The following is a 16,907-nucleotide window of genomic DNA, read 5'->3' on the forward strand; positions in this document are numbered from 1 at the left end:
TTCGTGCGCCCCAATGACGGAGGCTTCAAAAGGTGCACTTTCGAGGCGTCGGCAATCCGCCGGCGCTGTTACAGGGGTTGGTTTTGAAAAAGGAAAAGCAAAGCAAGCGTGCCCTGGTCCTTTCGTTTGGCAAAGAGGTTGCACCGGGTGGCTTCCATCCGCTGCGGCCGGATCAGGACGCTAGCAGCGGCAGGTCAGGAGGCGGGATCCGCCAACCGGCGGCCGAGACCTCGATGGAGAAAGACCTCACCGACGACCATGTGGTTCTGTACGCCGAGTTTCGCAAGAGCCGAGGCACTCCAACGCCAGGTGTCGTGCAGCAGTTTGACCAGATCACCAAGGACATGTTGACCCAAGCCCGGTCTACCCAGGTGGTGGCAACTCTGATTCGTGCTGAACTGGGTCTCCCAGAGCTGCCTTGATCACCCGCTCTGGTGGGCTATCGCTCGCCAGAGTCATCCTCCTGGGCAATGGCACCGACCGTCCGCAGGATCCGCTCAACGGCTTGGCCAAGGTAGGCTTCGTCGCCGGCATTCACCAAGGTTTCGAGCGGTTCCGCCTCGCCCACAATGGCTTCGAGGCGCTCGCCCTCCAGCTCCTGTTCCATGATTTCCCAGGCGCGAGCCTCCAGAAGGGCCAGGCGTTCGTCCAGCTGTGCACGGGTCAGTTTTCCGTTCATGCTTTGATCCTACGCTGCGGTCGTTATGCTCGGGTCAAGTCAAGGGAGGTCAGACAATGTGCTATTCGGCTCAGATCGAAGCTGACTACAAGAAGCTGCTCCTGCACTTGGGGCCGGTCATGTCGCTGTCCGAGTTCGCCGCGCTTTGGCTGCGGAACAACGGTGGCGAGCGGCGCAAGATCCCCAAGGCCTTGCTGGACACCGTTGGCCCCCTGCTTCCCCAAGAGGCCCAGAACGTGATGGCGGCAGCTCAGGCGTCCGACGAAAAGGACTGGCAGGAGGAATTGTTCGTACAGGCGCGGCGATTGGCAGACAACAAGCGGAAACTCGAGACCAAGTTCACCAAGACGGCCGAGAAGGAGGTCGGCATCGCCACCCGCAAGGTAGATCAGTACAAGGGCTGGCTGCAGGACCTGCAGAGGCAGCAGCTGGAGGGCCGGGATTGGCGGTTCTTCCCGCAGTGGTGGGTGCCCGTTGTCGTGCGCGAGGGCGACGGCTATGCAGTCAAGCCGATGCGCTACCAGCTCCGGAAGCCAGGCCTGCCAGCCTCCTCTGATTGGGTTGGGTCAGGTGCGACGCGGCGGCTTTCGGGCACTTACAACGCCAGGCGAGACAATCTCGAGAGGTACTGGAAGAACCAGTTCGGGTACACCCACGGACTCATGGTGGTGTCGAGTTTCTATGAAAACGTGGATGGGGAGGACGGGAAGAGCCGCCGAATCAAGTTCACCCCAAGGACCGGCGAGCCGATGCTGGTGGCGTGCCTATGGGCCAACTGGCAGGACCCTGCTGGTGAAGAGCCGGACATGCTGTGCTTCGCAGCTGTTACAGACGAGCCAGAACCAGAGGTCGCCGCTGCGGGGCACGATCGCACCATCATCAACCTGCGGCCGGAGAACGTGGAGCGCTGGCTCAACCCGGACCCGGCGAACCTCGGCGAGCTGTACGAGATCTTCGACGACAAACGCCACCCGTACTATGAGCACCGGGCGGCTGCGTGATACCGCCTCCTGAGTACTTCACCTGGGGGAAGGTCATCGACCTCGAGCGCTTCCCCACCGCGATCATCATCCACGAACTGGCGGTGTGCAGATTGGTCGAGCGCCTTGATGGCTCATGGTTCGTCCAGCTGGATTACCACCTGCCCCCTCCAAGCGGCAGGGCGACGCATCCTGGGCGGGACTGCGCGACCTACGAGACTGGCCGGGCCGGTTGTGAGGTGTGGGCGAGGCGACATTGGGACAGGCTTGTGGCCGAGACGGCGGAGCTTGCGCGACAGCGGAACATCAGGCTCGGTGGGGGGCGGTAAGGACCGCCTTACCAGCGCTTGTCGGCACAAAAAAAGGGGTGTCATCGTGGTGGCATCGCTACCGTGTCGGGAGCACGGCAGGATGCGGTTTCCCGTGTCGCCGGGTGTCGCCCGCTGTCGGGCTTAGTGGTTGATTTTACTAATGTCCCGGCACCTTGACATGGTAGGGGTCACAGGTTCGAACCCTGTACCGCCCACCACTTCGGGTTCCGGTAAACGGATCGAGGTGAAGAAAGAAAGGGCCGGCATGATTGCCGGCTTTTTCGTTTTCGGCGCTCTGCGGGTGCGCTCATGCGCCCGAGCGCTCCATGAACTTCCAAGCACGGTGGCAGGCGCGGCTGGGTTCAAGTTTGATACTGCGGCTGTCACGGCGCGATTTGGCTTGGTAGGTTGGCCTTTGAATCAGCGAGCTTGGCAGGTAGTGATGCCATTGGCGGAAGCGCAGCCGATACGGAAGCTGGTGCCGATTGGGCCTGTTACCGGAATGCCTCTTCTTTGCGCTTCGATCAGGAAGTTCTGAAGGTCTGCTGCAGGAGGCCCGTTGAACTCGTACTCGCGGTATCCGCCCCCGGCAAAATCACCGTTGCTTCTCGGAATGGAGTTGTTGATCGCCTCCCAGGCGCTTTCCGGAAACTCAGCCTGAGCTGTTGGGCCGACGGTGCGCGCGACGTTGCTGGCAGGGGTGATCGCGAGGTCGGCTATATCCACGTGTACCCGTAGCGAGTTTCCATTGGCTTGATACACCGCGATCAGGTCAACGAAATAGTCGTCCAGGGCTGCTGGCGGAATTGACTCGTAGAGCTCCAGGTTGCCGTTGATGACGTAAGTCTTCAGGTCGGCGGTGGAAAGGCTGAAGACTGCGACTGGGCCGAAATCGACCTCGGTTCTGGCTGCAGTCTGCATTTGTTGGGGTGAGCAGCCTTCACATTGCGCTGCCGGCCACTCCTGGGCTTCGGCGCTCTGCAGACAGCCCAGTGCGAGCAATTTGTGATGCATGGCGTTTTTCCGTCTAGAAAGTCCATATCAGTCGGGCAAAGCACAGGCATGTCAGGGCGGTCGTCCAGATGGCGGCCCGAGGTCGGGATGTATACGCAACAAGTGCGGCTCCCAGTGCGCAGGTTGTTGCTGCGACGGCCGCGGCGATTGCCAGGTCGCCGCGGGTTGTCGTGGTTGCACCCAGGGCGCCCAGGGCGCAGAGGGTCAATGCAAGCAGGTTGCGAATCGGGCGGTGAGTGATGGGGCGCATGGGAGGTGGCGCGCTGTGGCCGAATTGCTTTGCTCAATCAAATAATAATGATTGTCAATTGCAATAAGGTGGCGGCGATCTTTGGGTATTGATGTGGTTGCTGGCGTCGATGCCTGCCTGAGCTCGGGGCTGGGCCCGGGCTTTGGCTTCGGTTCTTCGTTGCGCGCGCTCGACTTTGTTGGACAGGTCTTGCGGGAGGGGGGGGGGGCGGGTTTGCCCTGATTGGTTTACTATCTCCCTAACAACCCCTTCGGTAATCGAGGTGGCCCGCGCCAAGCGCCGGCCGAGCGTGTGACATGAGCACTACCATCGCCCACTGCTGATCTTCCGCCACCGCCCTGATGCAGGCGCCGTCGTGGCGCTTTTTTATTGCCCGAAACCCCATGAAACTCCCTTGAGGCAGCGCCTGTCAGTGCTGTTTCCAGCCCGCCCGTCGGGCCGTGACCTTTGGTGAACCCCATGATCAACATCACTCTCCCAGACGGCAGCGTCCGTCAGTTCGAAAACCCGGTCAGCGTCATGGACGTTGCCCAGTCCATTGGTGCGGGTCTGGCCAAGGCCACCATTGCCGGCGCCGTGGACGGCGTGCAGGTCGATGCCAGCGACGTGATCGATCACGACGCTTCGCTGCGCATCATCACCGCCAAGGACGAGGAGGGCGTGGAGATCATCCGCCATTCCTGTGCCCACCTGGTCGGCCATGCCGTGAAGCAGCTGTATCCGGAAGCCAAGATGGTGATCGGTCCGGTCATCGCTGAAGGCTTCTACTACGACATCTACAACGAGCGCCCGTTCACGCCGGAAGACATGGCGGCGATCGAAAAGCGCATGGGTGAGCTGATCGCGCAGGACTATGACGTGATCAAGAAGGTCACGCCGCGCGCGGAAGTGGTCGAAATCTTCAAGGCGCGCGGCGAAGACTACAAGCTACGCCTGATCGAAGACATGTCCGACGACATCACCGCGATGGGCATGTACTACCACCAGGAATACGTGGACATGTGCCGCGGTCCGCACGTGCCGAACACGCGTTTCCTGAAGTCCTTCAAGCTGATGCGCATCTCTGGTGCGTACTGGCGTGGCGATGCCAAGAACGAGCAGCTGCAGCGTATCTACGGCACCGCCTGGGCCGACAAGAAGCAGCTTGAGGCCTATATCAAGCGCATCGAAGAAGCTGAAATGCGCGACCACCGCCGCATCGGCAAGCAGCAGGACCTGTTCCATCTGCAGGAAGAGGCGCCGGGCCTGGTGTTCTGGCATCCGAAGGGCTGGTCGATCTGGCAGGTTGTCGAGCAGTACATGCGCAATGTCTATCGCGAGAGTGGTTACGGCGAAGTGCGTTGCCCGCAGATCCTTGATGTGAGCCTGTGGAAGAAGTCCGGTCACTGGGACAACTACCAGGACAACATGTTCTTCACCGAATCGGAGAAGCGCACCTATGCGCTGAAGCCGATGAACTGCCCGGGCCACGTGCAGTTGTTCAACCAGGGTCTGCACAGCTACCGCGACCTGCCGATCCGCTACGGCGAGTTCGGTGCCTGCCATCGCAACGAGCCGTCCGGCGCGCTGCACGGCATCCTGCGCGTGCGTGGTTTCACCCAGGACGATGGTCACATCTTCTGCACCGAGAGCCAGGTCGAAGCCGAAGTGACGGCCTTCCACCAGCAGGCGCTGGCGGTGTACAAGGCGTTCGGTTTCGAGGAAATCCAGATCAAGATCGCGCTGCGTCCGGAGTCGCGCCTGGGTGACGACGAGACCTGGGACAAGGCCGAGGGCGCGCTGCGCACCGCGTTGTCCAGCTGCGGCGTCGAGTGGCAGGAGCTGCCGGGCGAGGGTGCCTTCTACGGCCCGAAGATCGAGTACCACCTGAAGGACGCCATCGGTCGTACCTGGCAGCTGGGCACCATGCAGGTCGATTTCATGATGCCGGGCCGCCTCGGTGCTGAATACGTCGATGAGAACAGCCAGAAGCGCCATCCGGTGATGCTGCACCGTGCGATCGTGGGCTCGATGGAGCGTTTCCTGGGCATTCTGATCGAGCAGCACGCCGGCGCGTTCCCGACCTGGCTGGCGCCGGTACAGGTGGTGGTGGCCAATATCACCGACGCTCAGGCCGATTACGTCGACGAAGTTCGCAAAAGCCTTGCAAATCAAGGCTTCCGGGTTGACGCCGATTTGCGCAACGAGAAGATCGGCTATAAGATTCGCGAGCATACGCTGCAGCGCGTACCGTACCTGCTGGTCGTGGGCGACCGCGAGAAGGAGAACGGGGCCGTGGCGGTACGCACGCGGTCCGGTGAAGACCTTGGTTCGATGTCGGTTCAGGCCTTCGTCGAGCGGCTGCAGGCAGAATTGAAGCATTGAAGTAAGTAGGGCCCCGGCCCCGGCGGACACTCCGCAGGGCCGGTACTAATCCACTTGGAGATTGCAATATCAGTATCCCTGACAACAAACAGAACCGCCGTAATCAGGAAATCCGGGTGCCGCGCGTACGCGTGATCGGCAGTGACGGTGAAATGATTGGCGTGTTGTCGCGCGACGAAGCGCTGTCCATGGCCGAAGATGAAGGCCTGGACCTGGTTGAAATCCAGCCTCAGGCCGATCCGCCTGTCTGCAAGATCATGGACTTCGGCAAGTTCAAGTTCGAGATGCAGAAGAAGGCCAACGAGGCCAAGAAGAAGACCAAGCAGGTCGAGATCAAGGAAGTGAAGTTCCGTCCGGTTACGGACGAGGGCGACTACCAGATCAAACTGCGCAACATGCGTCGTTTCCTCGAGGACGGCGACAAGATCAAGGTCAATATCCGCTTCCGTGGCCGCGAAATGAGCCATCAGGAACTGGGTCGCGAGATGGCCAACCGGATCGAGGCTGATCTGGGTGAGGAAATCGTGATCGAGTCCCGTCCGCGCCTGGAAGGCCGGCAGATGGTCATGATGATCGCGCCGAAGAAGAAGTAAGCCGTCGGCCTCCGGGCCTGCCGCTTTGCTGAACAGGGAGGGGCTTCGGCTACCTCCCTGTTTGCATGCCTGTTCAGCCAATTTGAGTGCCAGCCCGCTTGCGGTTTGCAAGTGGCTGGTGCACAAGGCATAATGGGCGGCCCGGTTCGCCGGGTTTGTTGTTTGCTTCACCCCCCAGGACCTGCCTGCCTCCAGTGGGAGCGCGGGCTTTTGACAGACAAGGGCAAGGATGGAAAGTGTGGGTCAGCCCACCGCCCAGTCAGTAAAGAGACCATCAAGGACATAGCAATGCCCAAGATCAAGACCAACCGGGCGGCGGCCAAGCGTTTCCGCAAGACCGCCTCCGGCAAGTACAAGTGCGGTCACGCCAACCGTAGCCACATCCTCACGAAGAAAGCGACCAAGCGGAAGCGTAACCTGCGTCAGACGAATCACGTCCGCGCAGAAGACGCAGGCCGTCTGGACCGTATGCTTCCCTACCTCTGAGGACTGAACCATGGCACGAGTAAAGCGTGGTGTGCAGGCGCGCCGCCGCCACAAGAAAGTATTGGATCTCGCCAAGGGCTATTACAACGCCCGTCGCAAGGTCTTCCGCGTTGCCAAGCAGGCAGTCATCAAGGCACAGCAGTACGCCTACATTGGCCGTAAGCAGAAGAAGCGCAATTTCCGTTCGCTGTGGATCACCCGCATCAATGCGGCTGCCCGCATCAACGGCCTGAGCTACAGCCGTTTCATGAACGGCCTGCTGAAGGCTGGTATCACCCTGGACCGTAAGGTTCTGGCTGATATCGCCGTGCACGACGCAGCCGGTTTTGCCGCTCTGGCAGAAAAGGCCAAGGGCGCACTGGCGGCATAAGTTCTTCCTGCAGCAGTTGTAGCGTTCACGCGCAGCGGCTGTGGTGAGACAATGCATGGGGAAGGGCGCAAGTCCTTCCCCATTCTTTTTTGTGCTGGTTGCCGCTGCCGATGGTTGCGCGGCGGTCAGCCACTGGTGGCGACGGGGGTCGGCCCGGCGCGTACCGCGTAGGCAAGCCGGCCAGAGGTTTCGTCGATCCCATGAGTGACATCCAATCCTTGACCGCGCAGGCGCTGGCCGATGTAGCCGCGGCGCAGAGCCCGGAAACGCTGGAAAACCTGCGTGTTTCGCTGTTGGGCAAGAGCGGCAGCATCACCGCCCAGCTCAAGCAGCTTGGCGCCTTGCCGGCCGACGAGCGCAAGGCGGCAGGCGAGGCGATCAACATCGCGCGCGATGCCGTGTCCTCGGCCCTGGGTGAGCGCAAGGCACTGCTGGAAAACGCCGCGCTGGACGCACGCTTGGCCTCTGAGAGCATCGATGTCACCCTGCCGGGCCGTCATGGCGAGCGCGGTGGCCTGCATCCGGTCACGCGCACCCTGGAGCGCATCACCGAAATCTTCGCCCGCCTCGGTTACGAACTGTCCGAAGGCCCGGAAATCGAAGACGACTGGCACAACTTCGAGGCGCTGAACTTCCCGCCGCACCACCCGGCGCGTGCCATGCATGACACCTTCTATTTCGGCGACGGCCGCCTGCTGCGCACGCATACCTCCGGTGTGCAGGTGCGCTACATGGGCGACCACAAGCCGCCGCTGCGCATGATCGCGGCCGGCAAGGTGTACCGCAGCGACAGCGACCAGACCCATTCGCCGATGTTCCATCAGGTCGAAGGCCTGCTGGTGGACGAGCATTCCAACTTCGCCGACCTCAAGGGCACCTTGTCCGAGTTCGTGCGTGCGTTCTTCGAGCGCGATTTCGAGATGCGTTTCCGCCCGAGCTACTTCCCGTTCGTGGAGCCGGGTGCGGAAGTGGACATCGCCTGGCAGCAGCCTGATGGCAGCACCCGCTGGCTGGAAGTGCTGGGCTGCGGCATGGTCCATCCGAACGTGTTGAAGTCGGTTGGCATCGATCCGGAACGCTACACCGGCTTCGCTTTCGGCCTGGGCGTGGAGCGTTTCGCGATGCTGCGTTACGGCGTCAACGACCTGCGCGCCTTCTTCGAAAACGACGTCCGCTTCCTCAAGCAGTTCGCCTAAAGGCGAACTGTGTAGTGCCGAGCCATGCTCGGCAGCTTCTAAACGTTGACCAGTCCCAAGGCGCAAAGCGCTGGGCATCAACAAAAAACCGCAACGGGGGGCGCGCCTCCCATCAAGGTAGACACATGAAATTCTCTGAAAGCTGGCTGCGCAGCCACGTACCGACCACCGCATCGCGCGACGAACTGAGCGCCGTGCTGACTGCCATTGGTCTGGAAGTCGAAGAAGTCACTGCACTGGGCGCAGGCCTGGACAACGTGGTGGTCGCGCGCATCGTCGAAGCTACCCGCCATCCGGAAGCCGATCGTCTGCAGATCTGCAAGGTCGATGCAGGCCAGGCCGAGCTGCTTCAGATCGTCTGCGGCGCGCCGAATGCGCGCCCGGGTCTGGTCGCGCCGCTGGCCATGGTTGGCGCGCAGATCGGTGAGTTGAAGATCAAGCCGGCCAAGCTGCGTGGCGTGGAATCCAACGGCATGCTGTGTTCGGCCAAGGAGCTGGGCCTGGACAACGATGCATCCGGCCTGCTGGAACTGCCGGACGACGCACCGGTTGGTACCGCGCTGGTTGATTACCTCGGCCTGCCGGATGCCAGCATCGAGATCAAACTCACCCCGAACCGCGCTGACTGCTTCAGCGTACGCGGCATCGCCTTCGACGTGGCTGCCGCTACCCGCAGTGAAGTGAATCCGTTTGCTGCCGACGCGGTGCCGTCCGTCGGCACGCGTGAACTTTCGATCCAGCTCGATGCCGCTGCCGAAGCGCCGCGCTACCTCGGCCGCGTGATCGAAGGCGTCAATGCTGCCGCGACCACGCCGCTGTGGATGGCCGAGCGCCTGCGCCGTAGTGGCGTGCGCCCGGTGTCGCTGCTTGTCGATATCACCCAGTACGTGATGCTGGAACTCGGCCAGCCGATGCATGCCTACGACTTGGATACGCTGAAGGGGCAAATTGCCGTACGCCGCTCGCGTGCTGGTGAAAGCCTCAAGCTGCTGGACGGCCGCGACGCCGCGCTGGACGACAGCTTCCTGGTGGTCACCGATGCCGATCGTCCGGTTGGCCTGGCTGGCCTGATGGGCGGCTTCGATACCCGCGTCACCGATGCGACCAGCAAGGTGTTCCTGGAAGCGGCGCACTTCGCCCCGGCGGCGATCATGGGCCGTGGCCGCAAGCTGGGCCTGCACACCGATGCCGGCCATCGCTTCGAGCGTGGTGTGGATCCGCAGCTGCCGCGTACCGCGATTGAATACGCCACCAAGCTGGTAATGGACCTCGCGGGTGGTACGCCTGCGCCAGTCACCGAAGCCGTGCGCGAAGCCGATCTGCCGGTCGCCGCCAGGATCCTGCTGCGTCGCGCCCGCATCGTGCGCGTGCTCGGCATCCAGATTGAAGACGCCGAAGTCGAGCGCATCCTGCGCGCGCTCGGCATGCAGGTCGAGGCTGTTGCAGATGGTTGGAACGTCACCGGCCCGAGCCGTCGTTTCGACATCGCCATCGAAGAAGACCTGATCGAGGAGCTGGCTCGCATCCACGGCTATGAGTCGATCCCGACCACCTTGCCGGGCGGCGCTGCACGCATCGCCATGCCCAGCGAAACCCGTCTGGATGACCTCAGTGTGCGCCGCCAGCTGGTGGCCCGCGAAATGCTGGAGACCATCAACTTCGCCTTCGTCGATGCCGAGCTGTTGACGCAGTGGCAGCAGGACGAGGGCCTGGTTGCGCTGGCCAACCCGCTGTCGGCCGAGCTGGCGGTGATGCGTCCGCTGCTGTTGCCGGGTCTGGTGGCAACGCTGGGTCGCAACGTCGCCCGCCAGGCTGGCCGCGTGCGCCTGTTCGAGATTGGCCGCGTGTTCGCGGCGCAGGCCGGCGAGGGCAAGCCCGCGCCCAAGGAAACCGTGCGCATTGCGGCTGCCGTGTGCGGCGATGCTGCCACCCTGCAGTGGGGCGAGAAAGCGCGCAAGGTTGATTTCCACGACCTCAAGGGTGATCTGGAATCGCTGGCTGCGGCCTCGGGCGCCACGCTGGAGTTCCGTGCCTCGCAGCGCCCGTATGCGCACCCGGCCCGCTCGGCGGACATCTGGCGTGATGGCGAGTGCATCGGCTGGATTGGCCAGCTGCACCCACGGCTGACCAAGGCGATGGACGTGGATGCCGATGTCTATGCTTTCGAGCTGGACCTGGCCCCGCTGGCTGCGCGTTCGCTGCCGCGTTCGAGCGAGTTGTCGCGCTTCCCGGCCGTGCGTCGTGATCTGGCGGTGGTCGTAGCTGAATCGGTCAGCTGGGCTGACCTGTCGGCCACCATCCGTGCTGCCAGTGGCGAACTACTGCGCGAAGTGGCGCTGTTTGACCGTTATGTTGGCCAGGGCGTCGAGCCGGGCTTCAAGAGTTTGGCTATGGGCTTGATTTTGCAGGACAAGTCGCGCACATTGACGGACCGCGACGTGGAAGCCGTAGTCACCGAGGTGGTGGCGGCGATTGATCGCGGGCACGGCGCAAAGATCCGTGGCTGAGGCGGCATACAGGGAGCAGGCATGGCATTGACCAAGGCGGAGATGGCGGATCGGTTGTTCGACGAAGTTGGTCTGAACAAGCGTGAGGCCAAGGAATTTGTCGACGCGTTTTTCGATGTGTTGCGCGATGCGTTGGAACAGGGACGTCAAGTGAAGCTGTCGGGCTTCGGCAATTTCGATCTGCGGCGCAAGAACCAGCGCCCGGGTCGCAACCCCAAGACCGGCGAGGAAATTCCGATTTCCGCCCGTACGGTAGTCACCTTCCGTCCGGGCCAGAAGCTCAAGGAGCGGGTGGAGGCATATGCTGGATCCGGGCAGTAACCGCGAACTTCCGCCGATTCCGGCCAAGCGCTATTTCACCATTGGTGAAGTGAGCGAGCTGTGCGACGTAAAGCCGCACGTGCTGCGCTACTGGGAAACCGAGTTTCCCAGCCTTGAGCCGGCCAAGCGCCGTGGCAACCGCCGCTACTATCAGCGCCACGACGTGCTGATGGTCCGGCAGATCCGCGGCCTGCTGTACGAACAGGGCTACACCATCGGTGGCGCCCGCCTGCGACTGGAAGGCGAGGGCGCCCGCGAAGAGTCGGCGCTGAGCAACCAGATCATCAAGCAGGTACGCATGGAGCTGGAAGAAGTGCTGCAACTGCTCCGTCGCTGAACTTTTTTGTGTGAAAACCGGTATAATCACCGGCTCGCCGCAAGGCGAAAGCAGTAACGATCGGGGCGTAGCGCAGCCTGGTAGCGCATCTGCCTGGGGGGCAGAGGGTCGTCGGTTCAAATCCGGCCGTCCCGACCAATTACTGATTTAAGAACAAGGGCTTACGGCATTCGTCGTGAGCCCTTTTTCGTTTTGTTGCCAGGTGTTTGCTGCTTCGGCAATGAGACAGCGGTGCTGACTGTTTGCCGCGGCGCTTTGGGCCTGCCGGGATGGTGTTCGGTCGTCGCGCGGACTGGATGCCGTGGAACGGCGATTGGTCGTCTCCGGCCTCCAATCCATCCGCTGCGGGCGGCCCTCAGGATGCCCCCCGCACACATCAATCACAGGCTCGCAGGGCGCTATGCTCGGGCCAGGCCGAGGGCCGCCAGTGCCAGGTCGGGTTCGTGTCCTGCCCGTGTCGGGCTGATGTCGTTACCCAGAACCGGGAAGGGCAGGATGATGTCGGTAAGCCAAACAACTGATTCAAGGGGTCTTTCATGCACATCAACAGCGCCCGACTTCGCGAGCTCCGCACTGGCCGGCAGTGGTCGCAGGAGCAGTTGGCCAATCTGAGCGGTTTGAACCTGAGGACCATCCAGCGCCTGGAGTCCGGCGCGAAGATCTCGACGGAATCCTTGCGCGCGCTGGCTGCCGTCTTCGAGGTGCCTGCCGAAAGCCTGCTGGCGGGTAATCCGTCCCCCAGTCAGCCAGCACTGGAGGCAATGCGCGACGGCGTGCTGCGCGGCCTGGAGTTCACCGGCACAACCCCGCGGGCGGACTTCTGGTGGTTCGCACTTGCTGTGGCGATGGTGCTTGCCTTCGCCCAGCTTTTCGCTGAAGCCATTGGCCAATGGGCGCTGGAAATCGCCTCGCTGGTGGTGCTGCTGCCCTGGATCGCGGCCTGTACCCGGCGCCTGCGCGACGCTGGTTTCAACCCGTGGTGGCAGTTGATCAGCCTGGCGCCGGTTGGTGGCATCCTGGTGCTGCTCTATCTGCTTACCTATCCCAGCAAGGCGAAGGAGCCGGCCGAGGTGGCTGCGGGATAAGCAAGGGTGCCCGATGGGCTGTGACATGTCTGGATACGGGTGCGACGTGCACCCAGTGGTGATCCGTCACCTTGTAGCTCGACTTTGCAACCCGGAGGTCGGGTCGTCTCAAGCAGGGCGGGGTGGTTATTACGCGGTGCGGATAACCGGTGTAGCCGGTATAACCGAACCACGGATCCTGCCATTGGGTGTTTAGTCCTATGCGAGTACTTCTGATACTCCTTCTATTCGTAGTCGCTGTTCCAGAGGGGCTGGCGAAATGCAAGTCTCGCTTCTATGTCATTTCTGGCTCCGTCATCGATGCGAGTGGTGCGCCATTAGCTGGAGCCATGGTGGGCGCCTCTTGGCTGCAGAATTCGCAAGCTTACGGGCCTGCTCTGACACTCACTGATCAGAATGGCCTGTACTCGCTACCCATCAGGTTCGACACTGATTCGGGTCACTCGTTGTGGGGCGACAAGTGCAAAGGAGTTCTTCGCCAGTTCTCTCTTTCGGCGTACACACTTATTGAGAGATCAGTCCCAACTCCAGTTCCAGTTGGGCAGGGTTCGAGAATCGAGGCGCCCCGCATTCAGATCAGCCAGCCGATCGAGCGAGAGCCACTCTGGCCGGATGAGTTCAGGGCTGACTGATCATTAAAGGCGGCGCCGCTTGGCAGAAGCGCTTTGATGTCGTCAATCGGCCGCGAATCCCAGCTTCTGAGACGCCCCGGCGCCATGCTGGGCCATGCTTCCACAGAACTTCAAATGGGCGAAGGTCGCAGACTTCGAGAGCCAACTGACGGCGATCTACGTCAACGAAATCGCAGTATCCCGGTTGGTCGAGCGGCTGGACGGATCGTGGTTCGTGAACCTGGCGTACCACCTGCCTCCACCTGACGGAGCAGTGCTGCATCCGCCACGCAACTGCCGGAGCTACGAGACCGGCAGGGCGGGATGCGAAGAATGGGCGCGGCGGAATGAGCGCAGACTGCGAGCTGAGACGGCAGAGATTGCGTTCAAGAAATGGGGGCATCGCTAGCGGCAGTTCCCTCCGGACTTGGTACTACGTTGCTTGTTTGTTCTTGCAGCACCTCACTTTGCTCAGACCCTGCTGGGGTACGTCAAGACGGTGCAATGCTGCTCGGTGGGGTTTAGCATCACAGCCCCAAAGGGCGGCCGTGCTTGATCGCCCAACGTCTGACGTAATGAGGCTGCAAATGAACTATCCCGGTAAGCCATCCGCCCTGTGGCGCGTTCTGGAATTTCTTTTCGGCGGCAACATGATCGAAGGAACGGTGAAGACAGCGCTCTGGGTTTTGGCGATGGTCGCTCTTCTGAGCTGGTTGTCCTGCCGGTAAGGCCATCAGCCGGCCGCGGCGGCGAGGGTGCTGCTGGCGTCTGCTACGCAGGTATCAGCCTTGGTAGGCAAACCTTGGCTGGGAGACACCGTCGACAGTCACCTGTTCCACGAACATCGCATAGGGTCGGGCCCACACGCCCAGGTCGCCATACAAGGGCTTGTAGAGGACCAGGGCTTCCAATGTTTCGCTGCTCCGGGCGAGGCCGATGACTTCGTATTCGCCGCCTTTGAAATGGCGGTAGCGTCCAAGTTCGAGACTGGGAAGAGGCGGTAGGTCGGACATTGATGGTTTCTCTGTCGGGTGGGGCGGCGGATCGTAGTAGCTTGAAGAAAGGGTTGCCCTGCGGACTGAAAACGAGGCCGACGCCGATCCATCGCGAGAGGCGCATGCCGGCACAAGCATGCTTGTGCCGGTCAAATGCCGGAGAACGGTGGAAGTGCTGCCTCAATACATTGATGCAAGCCTGTCGCTGATTCCTGCCCAGGTCAGGGGCCGCCAAGAGTGGATGGCAACTCGCGTCTGTCCTCAGCGCTTGCCCAGGTAGCCTTCCAGCACTTGCCTGGCCAGCGTCAGGTTGCTCACGATGGTAGGGCCGAGGAGCGCTCGCGTGGCCGGGCCGTTGGTTAGGCTCAAGCCGCGGATATCGAGAGACTGCCTGATGCGCTTGCCCACGAATCTCTCCAATTGCGGAGATGCGGGCAATGAGGCGCGGATCTCGCGCATCTCGATGATCGCCTCGCGCCAGGCTTTCTCATCGGGGGTGGCTGAGGAGAAGACGGCGATGAGCCTGTCCACGGTGGTCAGCATGTCGTGAAGCAGCGTGTCTTTGGGCATGTTCTGCTCCTTCGCCAAAGGACGGATTTTACCGGCTGCCAGACGGGATTCAAACCGGCAGGTACCGCGTAATCCTGCCGGTGGCGTTGATGTCTAGGTGGACTGTTGGAGCAGGGACCAGTCTGGCAACCCAAGGCTCTGGCGGTCTCGCAAGAGCCGGAAAGCGCGTGCAACGCTTTTGCGCGAGACTTTGAATGCGGCGCCCGCGTGGGGTGGTGGCAAGACCGCAGGGTCATCACAATCTTTTGCTGGCCCGCTGCCGAAAATAGGGCAGTCATCCTGGAGAGCATCCATGAAATTCTTTGTACCTGGTGTAGCCGCCTTGCTGATGTCTGCTGCGGTCACGGGCTGTGCGCCGAAAGACGACGCGAAGACAGAGGCTGCGCAGCCGCGTGTGGGCATGGCCAATCCTGCATCCGAGCACTGCGTGAAGAAGGGCGGCAAGGTCGAGATCAAGAATAACAGCGAGGGTGGTGAGTACGGCATCTGCCATCTTGCGGATGGCACCCAGATCGAAGAATGGGAGCTGTTCCGGCGCGACAACGCGGCCGGCACGAAGTAAGCCGCTGGTTTGCATCGCATGTGGCTGACTTTGCTACTGTCACGGTTTGTCCTGCTTGAGCGAACCCTGGAATGAGCGCGGTGGACCAGTTGGTGGCGCAGTTGCAGTTGGCGCCACATCCGGAAGGCGGCTACTTCCGCCGCTTCCATGAATCGCCCCAACACATCATCGTCGAGGGTGTAACACGTCCTGCGTTGACGGCTATCCACTACCTGCTTGGTGCGGGGCAGGGCAGCGCCTGGCATCGCATCGATGCGGAGGAGATTTGGCAGTGGCAGGCGGGCGAACCGTTGCAGCTGTTGTTGTGGGAGGGCAATGGCGCTGCAATCAAACAGATCGAGCTGGGTGCCGTTGGCGATGGGCGGCAGTCATTGGCGATCGTGCCCAGAGGCGTGTGGCAGGCAGCGCGGCTGCTGGGTTCGCACGCTTTGGTCAGCTGCATGGTTGCGCCGGGCTTCCTGTGGTCGGGGTTTGAGCTGATGGCGGCGTCAAGTGATGACGCGGTGTGGCTGCAAACACATGACGGTTGGGTATAGGTGCGTTGGCGTTCGGTGTGACTTCCTTGCCGCGGATGTTCGGCGTACAGGGTGCGGCCGCGCGGCAGGCGACAGCGACCCGGCAGAGGACATCATGGATGGAAAAACGCACTCTGACCCCGGTTTTTCGTGTGAGGATGGTTGATGGCGAATGATGGTTGTCCGGATCCGCGCGGTGGCACAGGCGATAGTTCGCCAGACGCGAGGGATCAGCAGATGCCGGCATGGTTGCGTGGGCCACGGTGGCGGCGTTGGCTGCTGATCGTGATGCTGTTCCTGGTTGGCTGGAGCGCGTTGTTTGGTGGTTGGATTGGCATTGCGCTGTTACGCGATTCGACCGACAGGAATGCCGGTGCCGTTGCCTTCAACATCGTGTTGGTGGTGTTCATGGCGACGGTTATGTTCTTGATATTGCAGCGCGGGCTCTATCGCTGGTTCTGGCATATCGAGCGCAGACGTGGTCACGGGTGGTTTGAGCCTGGCGGCAAGGCAATGCAATTTGGTGCGACGCGTACCGACGCGCCGCCCGTCATCGCTTGGCCGTGGCAATTGCGGTTGCGTCATCTGGGCTTTCTGCTGCTTGGCATGGCGACGCTGCTGTTTATCTTTCTGCCTTTTGAGAACCAGCTTGCGATTGGCGGCTTTCTTGCGCGCCACAGTGCTGGCAGGGCATCGGCCGGAAGCCTGTCCATGTTGATCTTCGCCTGGTTGCCTTTGCTGCTGCTTGGCGGCCTGTCGATGTTGCTTTTGTCGCGGCAGATCCGGCGTCGGGACGCAGGCCAATTGACTGCAGAAGGGAAGCTGCTGCTGGCTGCGGAGGTGAACTGGCTGTTCTCCTTTGCCACCGCTTTTGCCATGACCATGTTGTTGTGCCGCCTGTTCGGCGCAATGGTGGTTCGCTACGTGTAGAAAACCGGGGTCAGCGTCGTATTTTTTACATCGGTGCGCTGGAAGTAAGTCGGTTGGCTGACTTGCTGATGGTGATTGCCGGCATGACGTTGCAGGCCCATTTTCTCTATTCCATGGGGCCGGCATTGGTGGCACCGAGCCATTGCTCGTTCCGCTGGGGTTTCGCGATGTAGTGCCGAGCCATGCCCGGCATGGGACTTTCCGGGGAACGCCCCTTGCCGAGCATGGCTC

At 61.7% G+C, this 16,907-nt stretch carries 19 protein-coding genes and 1 tRNA gene; 16 read left to right on the forward strand and 4 right to left on the reverse strand.

All coding sequences use genetic code 11. The features are described 5' to 3' along the window. The first annotated feature begins 83 nt into the window (after positions 1–83). Positions 84–422 carry a hypothetical protein gene (locus QMX78_RS00765; RefSeq protein WP_282265635.1) on the forward strand — a complete coding sequence of 113 codons (339 nt, stop codon included), beginning with the start codon at positions 84–86 and terminating at the stop codon, positions 420–422. Positions 423–439: 17 nt separating this feature from the next. Here QMX78_RS00765 and QMX78_RS00770 read toward each other — a convergent pair whose 3' ends face one another. Next, positions 440–679 (reverse strand): hypothetical protein, encoded by a 240-nt coding sequence (locus QMX78_RS00770; protein WP_282265638.1) that lies wholly within the window; start codon positions 677–679, stop codon positions 440–442. 119 nt (positions 680–798) lie between these two features. Between QMX78_RS00770 and QMX78_RS00775 the strand changes: the two genes are divergently transcribed. After that, entirely contained in the window at positions 799–1,680 is an 882-nt protein-coding gene (locus QMX78_RS00775) for an SOS response-associated peptidase family protein (RefSeq protein ID WP_343239139.1), read from the forward strand. A 710-nt stretch (positions 1,681–2,390) separates the two neighbouring features. Here the strand turns inward: QMX78_RS00775 and QMX78_RS00780 are convergent. Continuing rightward, positions 2,391–2,984 (reverse strand): hypothetical protein, encoded by a 594-nt coding sequence (locus QMX78_RS00780; protein ID WP_282265642.1) that lies wholly within the window; start codon positions 2,982–2,984, stop codon positions 2,391–2,393. Positions 2,985–3,693: 709 nt separating this feature from the next. Here QMX78_RS00780 and thrS point away from each other — a divergent pair. From thrS to QMX78_RS00835, 11 genes are all read left to right on the forward strand, one after another. Further along, on the forward strand, positions 3,694–5,598 hold the full coding sequence (thrS, locus tag QMX78_RS00785) for a threonine--tRNA ligase (protein ID WP_282265644.1): 1,905 nt from the start codon (positions 3,694–3,696) through the stop codon (positions 5,596–5,598). Between the two features lie 68 nt (positions 5,599–5,666). Beyond that, complete coding sequence (gene infC, locus QMX78_RS00790) at positions 5,667–6,191, forward strand: translation initiation factor IF-3 (RefSeq protein WP_282265677.1); 525 nt, start codon at positions 5,667–5,669, stop codon at positions 6,189–6,191. Between the two features lie 288 nt (positions 6,192–6,479). Next, entirely contained in the window at positions 6,480–6,677 is a 198-nt protein-coding gene (gene rpmI, locus QMX78_RS00795; RefSeq protein WP_002811096.1) for a 50S ribosomal protein L35, read from the forward strand. A gap of 10 nt (positions 6,678–6,687) precedes the next feature. Next, complete coding sequence (rplT, locus tag QMX78_RS00800) at positions 6,688–7,047, forward strand: 50S ribosomal protein L20 (RefSeq protein ID WP_054657697.1); 360 nt, start codon at positions 6,688–6,690, stop codon at positions 7,045–7,047. 200 nt (positions 7,048–7,247) lie between these two features. Next, entirely contained in the window at positions 7,248–8,243 is a 996-nt protein-coding gene (pheS, locus tag QMX78_RS00805) for a phenylalanine--tRNA ligase subunit alpha (RefSeq protein WP_282265653.1), read from the forward strand. Positions 8,244–8,368: 125 nt separating this feature from the next. Further along, complete coding sequence (gene pheT, locus QMX78_RS00810) at positions 8,369–10,750, forward strand: phenylalanine--tRNA ligase subunit beta (protein ID WP_282265655.1); 2,382 nt, start codon at positions 8,369–8,371, stop codon at positions 10,748–10,750. 21 nt (positions 10,751–10,771) lie between these two features. After that, complete coding sequence (locus QMX78_RS00815; protein WP_054657702.1) at positions 10,772–11,071, forward strand: integration host factor subunit alpha; 300 nt, start codon at positions 10,772–10,774, stop codon at positions 11,069–11,071. After that, positions 11,052–11,408 (forward strand): MerR family transcriptional regulator, encoded by a 357-nt coding sequence (locus tag QMX78_RS00820; protein WP_057629341.1) that lies wholly within the window; start codon positions 11,052–11,054, stop codon positions 11,406–11,408. Before QMX78_RS00815 ends, QMX78_RS00820 begins: the two co-directional genes overlap by 20 nt. Positions 11,409–11,469: 61 nt before the next feature. Further along, positions 11,470–11,546, forward strand: a tRNA-Pro gene (locus QMX78_RS00825). Positions 11,547–11,944: 398 nt separating this feature from the next. Beyond that, positions 11,945–12,493 (forward strand): DUF805 domain-containing protein, encoded by a 549-nt coding sequence (locus tag QMX78_RS00830; protein WP_282265666.1) that lies wholly within the window; start codon positions 11,945–11,947, stop codon positions 12,491–12,493. Between the two features lie 1,198 nt (positions 12,494–13,691). After that, positions 13,692–13,832, forward strand: a complete 141-nt coding sequence (locus tag QMX78_RS00835; RefSeq protein WP_282265668.1) for a hypothetical protein — start codon at positions 13,692–13,694, stop codon at positions 13,830–13,832. A 54-nt stretch (positions 13,833–13,886) separates the two neighbouring features. On the opposite strand, the gene QMX78_RS00840 is transcribed toward QMX78_RS00835, so the two are convergent. Both QMX78_RS00840 and QMX78_RS00845 read right to left on the reverse strand, forming a co-directional pair. Continuing rightward, complete coding sequence (locus QMX78_RS00840; RefSeq protein ID WP_282265669.1) at positions 13,887–14,117, reverse strand: DUF1653 domain-containing protein; 231 nt, start codon at positions 14,115–14,117, stop codon at positions 13,887–13,889. Between the two features lie 243 nt (positions 14,118–14,360). Further along, entirely contained in the window at positions 14,361–14,669 is a 309-nt protein-coding gene (locus QMX78_RS00845) for a hypothetical protein (RefSeq protein ID WP_282265670.1), read from the reverse strand. Positions 14,670–14,961: 292 nt separating this feature from the next. Here QMX78_RS00845 and QMX78_RS00850 point away from each other — a divergent pair, with 292 nt between their 5' ends. From QMX78_RS00850 to QMX78_RS00860, 3 genes are all read left to right on the forward strand, one after another. Beyond that, on the forward strand, positions 14,962–15,231 hold the full coding sequence (locus QMX78_RS00850) for a DUF333 domain-containing protein (RefSeq protein ID WP_282265671.1): 270 nt from the start codon (positions 14,962–14,964) through the stop codon (positions 15,229–15,231). A gap of 71 nt (positions 15,232–15,302) precedes the next feature. After that, positions 15,303–15,767, forward strand: coding sequence for a cupin domain-containing protein (locus QMX78_RS00855; protein ID WP_282265672.1), 465 nt, complete (start codon positions 15,303–15,305; stop codon positions 15,765–15,767). 144 nt (positions 15,768–15,911) lie between these two features. Next, positions 15,912–16,676 carry a hypothetical protein gene (locus QMX78_RS00860; protein WP_282265674.1) on the forward strand — a complete coding sequence of 255 codons (765 nt, stop codon included), beginning with the start codon at positions 15,912–15,914 and terminating at the stop codon, positions 16,674–16,676. Positions 16,677–16,907 lie beyond the last annotated feature (231 nt).

Origin of the sequence: Stenotrophomonas sp. PS02298 (assembly GCF_029959445.1) — a bacterium.
Taxonomy (GTDB): domain Bacteria; phylum Pseudomonadota; class Gammaproteobacteria; order Xanthomonadales; family Xanthomonadaceae; genus Stenotrophomonas.